Origin of the sequence: Fulvimonas sp. R45 (assembly GCF_030504985.1) — a bacterium.
Classification (GTDB): Bacteria; Pseudomonadota; Gammaproteobacteria; order Xanthomonadales; family Rhodanobacteraceae; genus Rhodanobacter_A.
In genome coordinates, this window is record NZ_JASERU010000004.1 from 66,703 (window position 1) to 79,753 (window position 13,051).

Genomic DNA, 13,051 nt, shown 5'->3' on the forward strand with positions numbered 1-13,051 from the left:
GCAGGCGCCGGTGAATGCCGTGCATGCGCGGGCTTCTAGTGCTCCCGGTATGCGGGCGCCTTGCGCGCGGGCGCCGCATTGTTGCCGCGACGCGGCGCTTCCGCCGGGCGGGACGGCTGGTAGCGAGGCATCGCCGGCGGGGAGGCGCGCTGGAGTTCCGGCTGCGGCCGCCAGGCCGGGCGCGGCGCGGGCTCGCGCATGGGCTCGATCCGCGGCGGCTGGCGGAACACCGGGCGGACCGGCTCGGCGCGCGTGTAGGAAGGCGCTGGCGGCGCCTGCCGCAGGCGCTCGAAGTGCGGCGGTTGCGGCAGCATGGGCGCGCGTTCGTCGCGGTGTCCGGCCGGCGGACGGTAGGCGGTGGGGCCGCCGATGAAACTGACGCCCGGCCGCAGGCCGCCCTGCGTGGGCGGCCTGCGCTCGATGCGCGCGGTCTCGCCCGGGCGCCAGCCGCGATCCTGCGGCGAGGGATGCGCGAAGCGCGCGGAGGGAAGCTCGCCCGGGCGTAATGGTTCAGCCCGTTCGAAGCGTGGAGCCACCGGCAGGCGGCCGGCCGCGATGGGGTGGACCGTGTCATGCCAGGCGCCGGCCGGCCGCGCCGGCGGCCGGCCGGCCGCAGGAGGCGCCGCACCGCGATGGCCCAGCACGCGGACGTTGGTGAAGGGGGCTGCCGGTCCGCGTTCGCCGCGCATGGCGGCGTGCGTCGCGGCCGCGAGCGCGGCGGGCGGCGGGGTGTGCGCCACCACGGCGCGACGGAACCCGGCGACCGGCAACGTCCGCGCATGCGGCGCGCGCCATGCGGTCGACGCGCGCGGCTCGGGGCGCGGCATGCCGACGCCGCGCGTCAGCACCGGCGCGGCGGCGAGCGTGCGCGGATCCACGTGCAGGCGCCCATGCGGCACGCGCTCGCCGCTGGCGAAGGCACGGCCCGGCATCGCGGTGAAGCCGCGCGTGCGGTCGCGGTCGACGTAGCGGCCGTCGCGCGGCGGGCGGCCTGCACGATACCAGCGGTAATGGTTGTCGATGTCGTTGATGATGGTGGTGCGGTTGTAGATGTTGCGCACGCGGATGTTGGTGATGTTGACGCGCTGGTAGTACGCGCGGTCGCAGCGGTACCACGGGTTGTAGACCTCGCCCGGGCCCAGCGGGAACCAGCCCACCGGCGCGGGGCCGAAGCCGAGAGATACCCGCCAGCCGGCGCCGCCGACGAAGGCGACCAGCGCCGGCGCGTACACCGGGCGGACCATTGCCGGGCCCGGGATCCAGCCCCAGGCGCCGCCGATCCAGGCCCAGCGGCCGTAGTGGTAGGGCGCGAAGCCCCACGGCGAGTCGTCCACCCAGGTCCAGCCCCACGGCGCGATCCAGGCCCAGTGGCCGTCACGGTACGGCGCCCAGTCCGCCGCCACGTCGCGCGGATACCAGACTTCGCCGTAGCCGGGGTCGCTGCGCCAGTCGCCGTAGTCGTCCAGGTCCTGGTAGCCGACCACGTCGGTGGAGACGTAGCGGCTCGTGGCGGACTGCGCGTAGCGGCGGTCGCGCCCGGTGCACCAGGCGTCGAAGGCGTCGCCGCCGCCGAGGTCGGCGATCGACACCATGCCCAGCGAGGCGTCGTCGAACCGGTAGCTGCGGCCGGCGAACACGTCGTGCCGGGCGCCGTTCTCGCCGTACACGGTGGCCTGGCCGTCGAACACCTCGACGCGGGTGCCGTTGCCGTCCCCGTCCACGTCCACCCGGTAGGTGCCCGGGCTGTTCACCACCAGCGCCACGGTGGGGGTGTCGATCTCGTAGCTCTGGCCGGGGTCGAGGCGGCGCACGCCGAGGTTCAGGGTGCCGCGGGTCAGTTCCAGCTGGGCAAGGTTGTCGTCGAGGTTGAGCAGGCCGACGTCGGTGTCGCCGGCCATGCGCAGGCTACCGCCGCCCAGCTCCAGCTCGGCGCGCGCACCGTCGCCGGTGGACAGGCGGTCGCCGGTGGTCAGCGGCCGGTTGACGTCGGCGCTGCCCCAGTCCTGCGCGCCCGCCGGCTGGAAGCCGAGGTCGCCGGCGACGTAGGACAGTCGCGCCACCCGGTCCGGCGGGGCGGCGCCGGTGTCGTCGGCGGACTGCGCCCGGCCCGGCCCGGCCGCGAGGCCGAGCAGGAGCAGCCCGGCCAGGGCAAGCCAGTGGCGGCGGGAGACGAACCGTTCGGTGAAGACGCGCATGGGATCCTCCGCGGGCCACGACGTGCATCGACGGACCGATTATGCGCACGCCGCGGATCAGGACTTGCTTAGTTTCCCTGCCGTCCGCGCCGGCGGTTCAGCCGGCGGATATCCGGCGCTGGGCGACGATTCATGCCGACCGGTTCCCTGCGCGCGCATCGCCCTGCTACCATCCGCCGGCGACGCGGGTGTAGCTCAATGGTAGAGCTGTAGCTTCCCAAGCTACTGACGAGGGTTCGATTCCCTTCACCCGCTCCAGTTTTCCCGCCGCCGCCGCACCGGCGTCGGCACGACCGGCCCGCTCCCCACGGGCCACCCGACCACCAGCCGCAAGCGTGTGCCGATGACCGCAGACGTGATCACCCTCGGTTGGCGGGAACGGGTCGCCCTGCCTCGGCTCGGCATCGAGCGGCTGCGGGCCAAGCTCGACACCGGTGCGCGTTCCAGCGCGCTGCACGTGGACTCCCTCGACGTGTTCGAACGCGACGGCGTCACCTGGCTGCGCTTCGGCGTGGGCCTGGGCCGGAGCGCGCGCCGCGTGGCGGCCTGCGAGGCGCCGGCGCTGGGCCGGCGCGCGGTGACCGACAGTGGCGGCCATCGCGACGAACGCTGGTTCATCCGCAGCCGCATCGTGCTGGCCGGGCGTGCCTTCGAGGCCGAGATCGGCCTGGCGGACCGGCGCGGCATGCTGTTCCCGCTGTTGCTCGGGCGCACCGCGCTCGGTGGCCGGTTCAGGGTGGACCCGGCGTTGTCCTACGCGGCGGTGACGCCGGGACATGGATCAGCCGTCGCACTTTCCTTCCCGGGATGAGCCGGTAGTCGTGCACGCCGATTCCTGTCGCTGCATGTATAAGCTTGGATTACTCAATGGCATGGAGAAAAGCGATGAAACGAGGGATTGTCCTTGCGGCCGGCCTGGCGCTGGCGTTCGCTGCGGCGGCATCCGACAGTGTGCGCTTCGGAAACCAGCTGGTGGTACTCGGGGACGCGGAGGCGCACGTGCTGAAAGTGGCGGGCCGGCTCAGCCTGCGCGCCGACGTGCAGAACCAGTACGGGGCCGTGGTCGGCCATCGGCTGGATTACGACGTAGGCAACAAGACAGTATCCATCTATGTCGGTCAGGATGGACGCGTGACGAAGATCGCCGAAACGTACAACTGAGCCGTAACGGTCCAACAGCCCCGCTTCCACCGACGCCATGAAGATCGCCATCCTCTCGCGCAATGCGCGGCTGTATTCCACGCGCCGGCTGGTCGAGGCGGCGCGCGCGCGCGACCACGTGGTGCGCGTGCTCGACCCGTTGCGCTGCTACGTGCGCATCGCGCCGGAGGCGGTGGAGATCCGCTACAAGGGCAAGCCGCTGCGCGACATCGACGCGGCGATCCCGCGCATCGGCAGCACCAGCACGTTCTACGGCACCGCGGTGCTGCGCCAGCTGGAGATGATGGGCGTGTACACGCCCAACCCGTCCGACGCGGTGCTGCGCGCGCGGGACAAGCTGCGCTGCCTGCAGATCCTCGCCGCGCAGGGCATCGCCATGCCGGTGACGGTGTTCGGCGACAACCCGGACGACACCGACGACGTGCTGGCGATGCTCGGCGACCCGCCGCACGTGATCAAGCTCAACGAGGGTAGCCAGGGCACCGGCGTGGTGCTGGCGGAAAAGCGCAGCGCCTCGCAGAGCGTGGTGGAAGCCTTCCGCGGCCTGTACGCCAACTTCCTGGTGCAGGAGTTCATCGCCGAGGCGAAGGGCTGCGACCTGCGCTGCTTCGTGGTCGGCGGCAAGGTGGTGGCGGCGATGCAGCGCGAGGCCAGTCCCGGCGACTTCCGCGCCAACCTGCACCGTGGCGGCAGCGCGAGCGCGGCCGACCTCAGCGCGGCGGAGAAGCGCATCGCGGTACGCGCCGCCGGGGCGCTGGGCCTGGGCATCGCCGGCGTGGACCTGCTGCGTTCCCGGCGCGGCCCGCTGGTGCTGGAGGTGAACGCCTCGCCGGGCCTGGAGGGCATCGAGGCCGCCACCAGCGTGGACGTGTCCACCTGCATCATCCGCCACCTGGAGCGGCACGCCGCGAAGTAGCGTGCGGCCGTTCGCATTCTCCACCGTTCATGAACGGCGCGGCGGGCGGTTAACCGTCACGTAACCGGAGCGCCCCTATAAAGGCCCCACTGTTTTTTGCTCGGCACTCAACCGCAAGGTCTCGGTGGCAGCAGACGACGGTATCGGGGCAAGTAGCTTCAGCCCGGGCGGGATGGCCAATGGCCGGACGCCCGGGCTTTTTTATGCGTGCCGTTCAGCATGAACGGCTTACCCGGCGCGCCTCCGCCTATTAAGCTTGGGGTTCCGCCGGCCCGCGCCGGCAGCGTAGCGGAGCGACGCATGCGCGTACTGGTGATCGAAGACAACAGCGATATCGCGACCAACATCGGCGATTATCTGGAAGACCGGGGCCATGTGGTGGACTTCGCCGGCGATGGCGTGACCGGCCTGCACCTGGCGGTGGTGCACGACTTCGACGTGATCGTGCTCGACCTGACCCTGCCAGGCATGGACGGGCTGGACGTGGCGCGCAAGCTGCGCCACGAGGCGCACAAGCAGACGCCCGTGCTGATGCTGACCGCGCGCGACGCGCTGGAGCAGAAGCTCACCGGCTTCGAGTCCGGCGCCGACGACTACATGACCAAGCCGTTCGCGCTGCAGGAGCTGGCCGCGCGGCTGGAGGTGCTGGCGCGCCGCGGCAAGGGCCCGCAGAGCCGCGTGCTCAAGGTGGCCGACCTCACCTACAACCTCGACACGCTCACCGTGAACCGCGACGGCAAGGCAATCCAGCTCAATCCGATCGGCCTGAAGCTGTTGCAGGCGCTGATGGAGGCCAGCCCCTCGGTGGTGACGCGGCAGGACCTGGAGCAGAAGGTGTGGGGCGAGGAACTGCCCGACAGCGACAGCCTGCGCGTGCACATCCACGGCCTGCGCGCCGCGATCGACAAGCCGTTCGACAAGCCGCTGATCCACACCCGGCACGGCATCGGCTACCGCATGGTCGATCCGGATGCAGTCCAGGCGTAAGCTGCGGTTCCGTTTGGTCGTCTCGTTCGCGCTGTTCGGTTTCGGCCTCAGCGCGTTGTTTGCTTTTGCGGCATTGAACATCCGCACGCGGGTGGAGGACCAACTGGTCAACTCCAGCCTGCTGGACGATGCCAAGTATGCGAACCATTACGCCCAGGAGCACCCGGATTCGCCGGGCGTCGCCTCGCGCCTGCTCACCGGCATGACCAAGAGCGACCGCACCTTGTACAAGGCGCCGCTGGCCTGGCAGAACATGGGTACCGGCGTGCACGACATTACCGAGCAGGGTGACGACGGCAAGCCGCACCATTACAAACTGGCGGTATATCGCGAGAACCACATCATCAGCTTCGTGCGCTACGACGTCACGCGCGAGGAGCTGGGCAAGCGGCAGCTCCTGTTCAGCGTGATTGGTGCGGTGTTCCTGTTCGGCCTGCTCTCGCTGGCGATCGGCCTGTGGCTGTCGCGCAAGGTGCTCAAGCCGGTCACGCAACTGGCGCAGCGCCTGCGCGATTTCCGCAGGGCGGGCAAGGCCGAGCCGCTGGCGGGCCATTTCGCCGACGACGAGGTGGGCGAGTTGGCGCTGGCGCTGGACGAATACGCCGAGCGGCTCACCGCGATGGTCGAGCGCGACCGCGAGTTCAACTCCGACGTCAGCCATGAACTGCGCACGCCGTTGGCGGTGATCTCCAGCACCACCGAGCTGCTGCAGGGCTCGCCCGACCTCACGCCCAAGCTGGCCGAGCGGCTGAAGCGCATCGAACGCGCCTCGCGCCAGGCCACCGAGCTGATCGAGGCGCTGCTGCTGCTGTCGCGCGCCGAGCGGCGCGGTCCCACCCGCGGCGAGACCACCAACGTGGGCAAGGTCGCCGCCGACGTGATCGAGAGCCAGCGCCCGCAGCTGCGCGGCAAGCCGGTGGAGGTCAAGCTGGACGAGCGCGAGGCGGTGAGCGTCAATGCGCCGGCCTCGGTGTTGTCGGTGGCGCTGACCAACCTGATCGGCAACGCGATCAAGTACACCCTGGAAGGCACCGTGCGGGTGGACGTGGGGCAGGGGCGCATCGAGGTGATCGACACCGGCCCGGGCATCAAGCCGGAAGACGCCGAGCGCCTGTTCCAGCGCGGGGTGCGCGGCGAGGGCGCCGGCGGCAGCGGCGCCGGCCTGGGCCTGGCCATCGTGCGCCGGCTGTGCGACCTGTACGGCTGGCAGGTGTCGATGCGCCCGCGCCAGGACACCAACGGGGCGATCGCCAGCATCGTGTTCGGCTGAGCGGCTGCGTTGGATCCTTCTCCCCCTCGGGGAGAAGGTGCCCCGCAGGGGCGGATGAGGGGCGGGTGCTCGCGGTGACGCGTGTCGAAACCCGCTTCGAAGGTGTGTTGTCGCGAGGTTGACCCCTCACCCCGACCCTCTCCCCGGCGGGGAGAGGGAGCAAGGCATCGGCAAGCGCAGCGCGGCTTTGAATCCTTCTCCCCGCCGGGGAGAAGGCGCCCCGCAGGGGCGGATGAGGGGCGGGTGCTCGCGGGAGCACTTGATCGAAGCCCGCTTCGAAGGCACGTCACCGCGAGGCCCCAGCCCCCTTCGACATGCTCAGGGCGGCGCTCTCCCCGAAGGGGAGAGGGAGAAAGGCGTCAGCACTCGATGACGTTCACCGCCAGCCCGCCGCGGCTGGTTTCCTTGTACTTGTCCTTCATGTCGCGGCCGGTGTCACGCATGGTCTTGATGACCTTGTCGAGCGAGACGCGGTGCTTGCCGTCGCTCTTCAGCGCCATGCGGCTGGCGTTGATCGCCTTCACCGAGGCCATCGCGTTGCGCTCGATGCAGGGGATCTGCACCAGGCCGCCGATCGGGTCGCAGGTGAGGCCGAGGTTGTGTTCCATGCCGATCTCGGCGGCGTTCTCCACCTGGTGGATGTTGCCGCCCAGCGCGGCGGCGAGGCCGCCGGCGGCCATCGAGCAGGCCACGCCCACCTCGCCCTGGCAACCCACCTCGGCGCCGGAGATCGAGGCGTTCTCCTTGTACAGGATGCCGATGGCGGCGGCGGTGAGCAGGTAGTCGATGATGCCGTTCTCGTCGGCCTTGGGACAGAAGCGCAGGTAGTAGTGCCCCACCGCGGGGATGATGCCGGCGGCGCCGTTGGTGGGTGCGGTGACCACCCGGCCGCCGGCGGCGTTCTCCTCGTTGACGGCGAGCGCGTAGAGGTTGACCCAGTCGAGGATGGTGAGCGGATCGCGCAGCGAGGCTTCGGGCTGGTTGCGCAGTTCCTCGGCCATCGCCGGGGCGCGGCGCGCCACGTGCAGGCCGCCGGGCAGGGTGCCGGGCGAGCGCAGGCCGCGCGTCACGCAGTCCTGCATGGCCTTCCATATCGTCAGCAGGCCGGCGCGGGTCTCCGCCTCGGGGCGCCACACGCTTTCGTTCGCCAGCATCAGCTGGGCGATGCCGAGGCCGTGTTTCTCGCACTGCGCCAGCAGCTGTTCGCCGGTGGAGAACGGGTAGGGCTGCTCGGTGGTGTCGGCGACGATGCGGTCCTCGGCGGCCTCGTCGGTGTTCACCACGAAGCCGCCGCCGACGGAATAGTAGTCGCGCGTGGCCAGCTCGTTGCCTGCCGCGTCGTAGGTGGAGAAGCGCATGCCGTTGGTGTGGAAGGGCAGCTTCTGGCGCTTGTTGAACACCAGGTCGCCCTTCTCGTCGAAGGCGATCTCGCGCTTGCCGAGCACGCGGATGCGGCCGCTGCCGCGGATGCGCTCGAGGATGCCGGGGATCGCATCGGGATCGACCGTGTCCGGATGCTGGCCCTCGAAGCCCAGCAGCACCGCCTTGTCGGTGCCGTGGCCGCGGCCGGTCATCGCCAGCGAGCCGTAGAGCTCGGCGCGCACGCGCGCCACGCGGTCCAGCACGCCCTTCTCCTCCAGCCAGCGTTCGGCGAAGCGCGCGGCGGCGCGCATCGGGCCCACCGTGTGCGAGGAGGACGGCCCGATGCCGATCTTGAACAGGTCGAATACGCTGACGGCCATGGCTGCGCTGCGAAGAGGGTGAAACCACCATTCTACGCGGTGCATCGCCATCCGGCAGTCCATTCGCGGACGAATGCGCGCGGCGTTCAGAACCGGTAGCGCAGGTCCAGCATCCAGCGGCGCGGCGCGCCGTAGTAGGCCTGGTCCCAGTACAGGCTGGTGAGGTACTTGCGGTTGGTGAGGTTGTCGAGGTTGAGCGTGGCGCTCCAGCCCGGCGCGAAGTCGTAGCCGGCCATCAGGCCCAGCAGGGCATAGCTGCCCTGGCGGGTGACGATCTCGCGGCCCTGCGTGTCGAGCGCGCCCTGGTCGCGGCGGATGGCGTCCTGCCAGCGCAGCGTGGCGCCCAGGCGCAGGCCGGGCACGGCGGCCACGCGGTAGCGTGCGGCGAGGTGGACGTTGCGCCGCGGCACATAGGTGCGCACGGCCTTCCCGTCCGGCGCGTCGAGGCGCAGCTGGGTGTAGCCCGCGGACAGTTCCCAGTCGCGGCCGAGCCGGCCGCCCGCGTCGAACTCGAAGCCGCGCGAGGTGGCGTCGATGCCGCGGTAGTAGTCGCGGTTGGTCTGCGCGTTGTGGCCGGCCGCTTCGGCGAGGTGGTCCTGCTTCGCCCGGAACAGCGCGAACGAGGCGTTGAGCGCGCCGTCGTACCACGCACCCTTGAGGCCGGCTTCCAGGTTGGAGCCGGTGACCGGGTCGAGCACGCGGTTGTCCGCGTCCAGCTGCGTCTGCGGATTGAACAGCCGCGCGTAGCTGGCGTACAGCGAGTAGTGTTTGGAGAGGTCGAGCACCGCGCCGGCGAAGGGCGTGGCGCGGGTGCGGCTGTAGGCGTTGGGCACGCCGTAGTTGGCGCCCTCGGCGCGCACGTGGGCGAGGCTGCTGCCGGTGATCAGGGTGAGGCCGTCGGCCAGGTTCCAGCGCGCGGTGAGGTAGGCGCCCTGGCGCTCGCTGCGGATGTGCGCGCCGCTGTAGGAGTCGTCGAAGTCCGGGCGCGGGAAGTCGCCGTGCCAGTCCTGCAGCGGTGGCAGCGGCTGGCCGATGGTGCCGTTGGAGTAGCCGGAAAGTTCGCTGTCGTCGTCGCGCGCCCAGTCCACGCCGACCACCAGCTCGTGCTGCCGTCCACCGAGCATGAACGGGCCGCTGGCGTAGACGTCGGCCACGTACTGCTTTTCCGCGCCGCCGTAGCGGGACGGGTAGGAGAGCAGGCCCAGGCCGGTGGCCGCGTCCGGCGTGCCATAGACGTAGAACAGGTTGCTGTCGTTGACCAGGCGGCGGTAGTTGAGCGCGGCCTTCAGGCTCCAGCCGCCGGCCAGTTCCCGTTCGAGCCGGACGAAGGCGCGGGTGTCGTCGGTGTCCCAGAACGACCAGTCGGCCGAGGTGCTGGCGGAACGGGCGTAGCGGGTGGGCGTGCCGTCGGTGTGGTACAGCGGCAGCGCGCCCCACAGGCCGCCGCGCGACGCGTTCTTCTGCGCCGTGAGGCCCACGCTGAGCAGGGTGCCGCGGCCGAGGTCGGCCTCCAGCGTGCCGGATACCACCTTGCGGCGCGGGCGGTAGCGGTCCAGGTAGCTGTCGCCGTCCTGTGCGGCGGCCACCAGCCGGCCGCGCACGCTGTGCGCCGCGTTCAACGGGCCGGACAGGTCCATGTCCAGCCGCCGGGTCGCCCAACTGCCGAGACCGAACCCCATGCTGCCCTGGAAATCCGCGGTGGGCCGCTTGCGCACGAAATTCACCGTGGCGGACGGGTTGCCGGTGAAGGCGAGCAGGCCGTTGGCGCCGCGCAGCACTTCGATGCGCTCGTAGACCGCGGTATCCAGGTCGCCCCACTGCGCCCCGTTGGCGAGGGGCAGGCCCAGGCCGTCGACGAGGAAGTGGCCCACGTCGAAGCCGCGCGCGCTGAAGTAGGTGCGGTCGGTCTCCACGCGCTCCACGTTCACGCCGGTGGTGTTGGCCAGCACCGCGTTGATGTCGTTGAGGCCGAAGTCGTCCATCTGGGCGCGGGTGACCACGCTCACCGACTGCGGCGTCTCGCGCAACGACAGCGACAGGCGGGTGGCGCCGCGGCTTTCGTGCACGCCGTAGGCATCGGGGTCCTGCGCCGCGACGGCGGTGACCTCGACGCCCTTCAGCGTCACCGGGTGGTGCTGGTCGTGGACCGGCGGCGGATCGGTTTCCGCCGCCGCCGTGGTGGCGGCGAGGCCGATGGACAGGACGAACGGCAGGCAACGCGGACGAAGACGCGGCAAAGGCATCGTGGAGAATCCTCGGGAACGGAACGGCGGGGCAGCGGCGGCGTTCCCGGATTGAATCAAATGATAATCGTTATCATTTGATGGTCAAGGGCGGCATGCCGGTTCACGTCCGCCGGGCGAGCGGCTATCGTCGTCGCCATGTCCCTGCGCTTCGTGCTCTACCAACGCGACTACTGCCACCTGTGCGACCTGGCCCTGGCCGCGTTGGCCGAGGCGCGCGCGCCGGAATTCGACAGCGTGTGGGTGGACGACAGCGCGGAGCTGGAACGTCGCTACGGCACGCGCGTGCCGGTGCTGCGCGACCTGCGCGACGGCCGCGAGCTGGACTGGCCGTTCGACGCGGCGGCGGTGCGTGATTTCCTGGACGTCAAGCCCCGCCCGGCTGTCCTCTGATCGCGTCGCCACGACTCGAAAATCCCCCTGTAGGAGCGCACCTTGTACGCGAAAGGCTCTGGCGCCTGACCGGAGCGAAGAGCCTTCGCGCACAGGATGCGCTCCCACACGGCTTCGACGGTCTGTAGGAGCGGCTTCAGCCGCGATGCTCCTGGCAGGATGTCGCGAAAAGCTAGAGGCATCGCGGCTGAAGCCGCTCCTACAGGGGGGAAGCCGGGGGCGGTTGGGGTTACGGCGACCGCTTCAGCCGCTTGAGGATTTCCTCGCGCGCCTCGCGCAGGATCGAGTCGCGGTCGAGGCCGGCGACGATCTCGGCCACCGCGCGCTTGGCGCCCTGTTCGCCCCACGACTTGCCGGCGATGAGGTAGCGCTCGGCGGCGCGGCCGATCAGCACCGTGGCGTACCAGCCCAGCGCGCCCTGCGCCGCGGCGGTGAGCACGGTGGACAGCCCCGCGCTGACGCCCTTCAGCGCCGAGGCCACCAGCTGCACGCCCCAGATCGCGCCCATCAGCGCGGCGAGCTGGGCGGAGATCACCGCCACCAGCCGGCCGGATTCCGCGCGCGTCAGCGGCAGGCCGTACACGCGCGACAGCTGCACCACCATCGCCGCGTCGAGGCCGGCGGCGGCGAGCAGGTCGGCCACGGGGACGGGGTTCAGTGCCACCGCCACGCCCTTGGCCAGGCAGTAGTTGCGGATCACCCGGCTCGCCATCGCGCGCCGGGTCGCGGCGATGCGCGCGCTGACCTGGTCGGTGAGCCGGCCGGCGTAGAGACCGGCGTTGAGCGCGGAAAGCGTCCTGCCTTCGCGCGCGGCGATGGCCAGCAGGCGCTCGCGCAGCGCGGCGACGTCGGGCGGCACCGGCTGCGCGCGCGTGGCGTCACGGCCGTGCGCGCCTTCGTCGAGCACGTGCAGCGGGGCGGGGCGCGCCGCCACCGCCAGCACGTCCTGTCCGCGCACCAGCCCCTGCGTGCGCTGGCGCAGGTGGTCGAGCAGGCTGGCCAGCTCGTCGGCGCCATAGCGGTCGGCCTTGTTCAGCGCCAGCAGCAGCGGGCGCTGGGTCGCGGCCAGGGTCTTCAGCGCGTCGAGTTCCTCGCGGGTGAGGTCGCCGTCGCAGACGAACACCACCAGGTCGCAGACCTCGGCCACCTCGAAGGCGAGCTTCTCGCGCGCCTCGCCGTCCAGTTCGTTGATGCCGGGGGTGTCGATCAGCACCAGGCCGTCGTGCGCCGCTTCGTCCAGCGGCGCCTGCGCGGCCTCGGTGGTGGTGCCGTGCAGGACGCCCACCGCGAACGCCTCGCGCCCGAGCAGCGCGTTGCCCAGCGCGGACTTGCCCGCGGAGACGCGGCCGAACACCGCCACGTGCAGTTCGCCGCGTTCCAGCCGCGCCAGCATGCTTTCGATGCGCGCGAAGTCGGCGGCCAGCTCGTGGCGCAGCGCGGGCGGGATCGCGGGGTCGTCGAGCAGGCCGCGCAGGCTGTCGGCCATGCGCGCGTCGGCGCCGGCGGCCGGTTCACCGCGCGCGGGCGCCGGCGCGGCGGGCGGGGCCAGCCGCGCGCGCAGTCGACGCCACAGCGCGTCGAGGTCCACGTGCTACTTCGCGACCAGCACCAGGTGCGCGCTGACCTTCACCTCGGCGCCGATCACCGAGGCGTCGGCGTACTGGCCGCCGCCCACGCCGAAGTCGAGGCGCTTGAGCGTGGTGGCGACGTCCAGCGTGGCGCCCTGGCCCTGCGGCCTGAAGTCCACCGCGAGGCTCACCGGCCGGGTTACCCCGCGCAGGGTGAGCTGGCCGTCGGCGACCACCTTGCCGCCGACGCGGCGGAAGCCGGTGGTGACGAAGTGCGCCCGCGGGAATTTCGCCGCGTCGAAGAAATCGGGGCCGGGCAACGCGCCGTCGCGGTCGTCGTCGCCGGTCTTCGCGCTCGACAGGTCCACGCTGACGTCGAACTTCGAGGTCGCGAGGTTGGCCGGGTCGTAGCTGATCGCCGCCGTCCACTGGCCGAAATGGCCGTCGAAGGCCTGGCCCTGGAAGGTGTCGCTGAAGCCGAGCGTGCTGGCGCCCGGCTGCACGGCATAGTCGGTGGCGCCAGCGGCGCCGGGCAGCGCCAGCGCGGCGAGCAGCAGCAGGCGTTTCATCGCGGCG

At 71.3% G+C, this 13,051-nt stretch carries 11 protein-coding genes and 1 tRNA gene; 7 read left to right on the forward strand and 5 right to left on the reverse strand.

The window, feature by feature from the left end:
• Positions 1–35 precede the first annotated feature (35 nt).
• Positions 36–2,195: a DUF6600 domain-containing protein gene (locus QMK61_RS04850; protein ID WP_302070878.1), complete on the reverse strand. Its 2,160-nt coding sequence runs from the start codon at positions 2,193–2,195 to the stop codon at positions 36–38.
• A 184-nt stretch (positions 2,196–2,379) separates the two neighbouring features.
• On the opposite strand from QMK61_RS04850, the gene QMK61_RS04855 reads away from it, so the two are divergent.
• The 6 genes from QMK61_RS04855 (at position 2,380) to QMK61_RS04880 (ending at position 6,529) form a co-directional block, all read left to right on the forward strand.
• Positions 2,380–2,453, forward strand: a tRNA-Gly gene (locus QMK61_RS04855).
• Between the two features lie 85 nt (positions 2,454–2,538).
• Positions 2,539–3,006 carry a RimK/LysX family protein gene (locus QMK61_RS04860; protein WP_302070880.1) on the forward strand — a complete coding sequence of 156 codons (468 nt, stop codon included), beginning with the start codon at positions 2,539–2,541 and terminating at the stop codon, positions 3,004–3,006.
• Between the two features lie 74 nt (positions 3,007–3,080).
• The gene (locus QMK61_RS04865) at positions 3,081–3,356 is read left to right on the forward strand and encodes a DUF2845 domain-containing protein (protein ID WP_302070882.1); all 276 of its coding nucleotides are present in this window, start codon (positions 3,081–3,083) and stop codon (positions 3,354–3,356) included.
• A gap of 37 nt (positions 3,357–3,393) precedes the next feature.
• Positions 3,394–4,272, forward strand: coding sequence for a 30S ribosomal protein S6--L-glutamate ligase (gene rimK, locus QMK61_RS04870; protein WP_302070884.1), 879 nt, complete (start codon positions 3,394–3,396; stop codon positions 4,270–4,272).
• 300 nt (positions 4,273–4,572) lie between these two features.
• Positions 4,573–5,259 (forward strand): response regulator transcription factor, encoded by a 687-nt coding sequence (locus QMK61_RS04875; protein ID WP_302070886.1) that lies wholly within the window; start codon positions 4,573–4,575, stop codon positions 5,257–5,259.
• On the forward strand, positions 5,243–6,529 hold the full coding sequence (locus QMK61_RS04880; protein WP_302070887.1) for a HAMP domain-containing sensor histidine kinase: 1,287 nt from the start codon (positions 5,243–5,245) through the stop codon (positions 6,527–6,529). Before QMK61_RS04875 ends, QMK61_RS04880 begins: the two co-directional genes overlap by 17 nt.
• A 359-nt stretch (positions 6,530–6,888) precedes the next feature.
• Here QMK61_RS04880 and QMK61_RS04885 read toward each other — a convergent pair whose 3' ends face one another.
• Both QMK61_RS04885 and QMK61_RS04890 read right to left on the reverse strand, forming a co-directional pair.
• The gene (locus QMK61_RS04885; protein ID WP_302070889.1) at positions 6,889–8,271 is read right to left on the reverse strand and encodes an L-serine ammonia-lyase; all 1,383 of its coding nucleotides are present in this window, start codon (positions 8,269–8,271) and stop codon (positions 6,889–6,891) included.
• 86 nt (positions 8,272–8,357) lie between these two features.
• Entirely contained in the window at positions 8,358–10,514 is a 2,157-nt protein-coding gene (locus tag QMK61_RS04890) for a TonB-dependent siderophore receptor (protein ID WP_302070891.1), read from the reverse strand.
• A 138-nt stretch (positions 10,515–10,652) separates the two neighbouring features.
• On the opposite strand from QMK61_RS04890, the gene QMK61_RS04895 reads away from it, so the two are divergent.
• Positions 10,653–10,907: a glutaredoxin family protein gene (locus QMK61_RS04895; RefSeq protein ID WP_302070893.1), complete on the forward strand. Its 255-nt coding sequence runs from the start codon at positions 10,653–10,655 to the stop codon at positions 10,905–10,907.
• 229 nt (positions 10,908–11,136) lie between these two features.
• Here the strand turns inward: QMK61_RS04895 and QMK61_RS04900 are convergent, their stop codons facing one another.
• Both QMK61_RS04900 and QMK61_RS04905 read right to left on the reverse strand, forming a co-directional pair.
• Positions 11,137–12,456 carry a GTP-binding protein gene (locus QMK61_RS04900; protein ID WP_302071168.1) on the reverse strand — a complete coding sequence of 440 codons (1,320 nt, stop codon included), beginning with the start codon at positions 12,454–12,456 and terminating at the stop codon, positions 11,137–11,139.
• Positions 12,457–12,498: 42 nt separating this feature from the next.
• Positions 12,499–13,044, reverse strand: a complete 546-nt coding sequence (locus QMK61_RS04905; RefSeq protein ID WP_302071170.1) for a YceI family protein — start codon at positions 13,042–13,044, stop codon at positions 12,499–12,501.
• Between the last annotated feature and the right edge of the window lie 7 nt (positions 13,045–13,051).

Excerpts from the sequence above, each read along its gene's own strand:
- QMK61_RS04875 (WP_302070886.1), top strand. The coding sequence starts at position 4,573 with ATGCGCGTACTGGTGATCGAAGACAACAGCGATATCGCGACCAACATC.
- QMK61_RS04905 (WP_302071170.1), bottom strand. The coding sequence starts at position 13,044 with ATGAAACGCCTGCTGCTGCTCGCCGCGCTGGCGCTGCCCGGCGCCGCT.
- QMK61_RS04890 (WP_302070891.1), bottom strand. The coding sequence starts at position 10,514 with ATGCCTTTGCCGCGTCTTCGTCCGCGTTGCCTGCCGTTCGTCCTGTCC.
- QMK61_RS04860 (WP_302070880.1), top strand. The coding sequence starts at position 2,539 with ATGACCGCAGACGTGATCACCCTCGGTTGGCGGGAACGGGTCGCCCTG.
- rimK (WP_302070884.1), top strand. The coding sequence starts at position 3,394 with ATGAAGATCGCCATCCTCTCGCGCAATGCGCGGCTGTATTCCACGCGC.
- QMK61_RS04885 (WP_302070889.1), bottom strand. The coding sequence starts at position 8,271 with ATGGCCGTCAGCGTATTCGACCTGTTCAAGATCGGCATCGGGCCGTCC.
- QMK61_RS04850 (WP_302070878.1), bottom strand. The coding sequence starts at position 2,195 with ATGCGCGTCTTCACCGAACGGTTCGTCTCCCGCCGCCACTGGCTTGCC.
- QMK61_RS04865 (WP_302070882.1), top strand. The coding sequence starts at position 3,081 with ATGAAACGAGGGATTGTCCTTGCGGCCGGCCTGGCGCTGGCGTTCGCT.
- QMK61_RS04895 (WP_302070893.1), top strand. The coding sequence starts at position 10,653 with ATGTCCCTGCGCTTCGTGCTCTACCAACGCGACTACTGCCACCTGTGC.
- QMK61_RS04880 (WP_302070887.1), top strand. The coding sequence starts at position 5,243 with ATGCAGTCCAGGCGTAAGCTGCGGTTCCGTTTGGTCGTCTCGTTCGCG.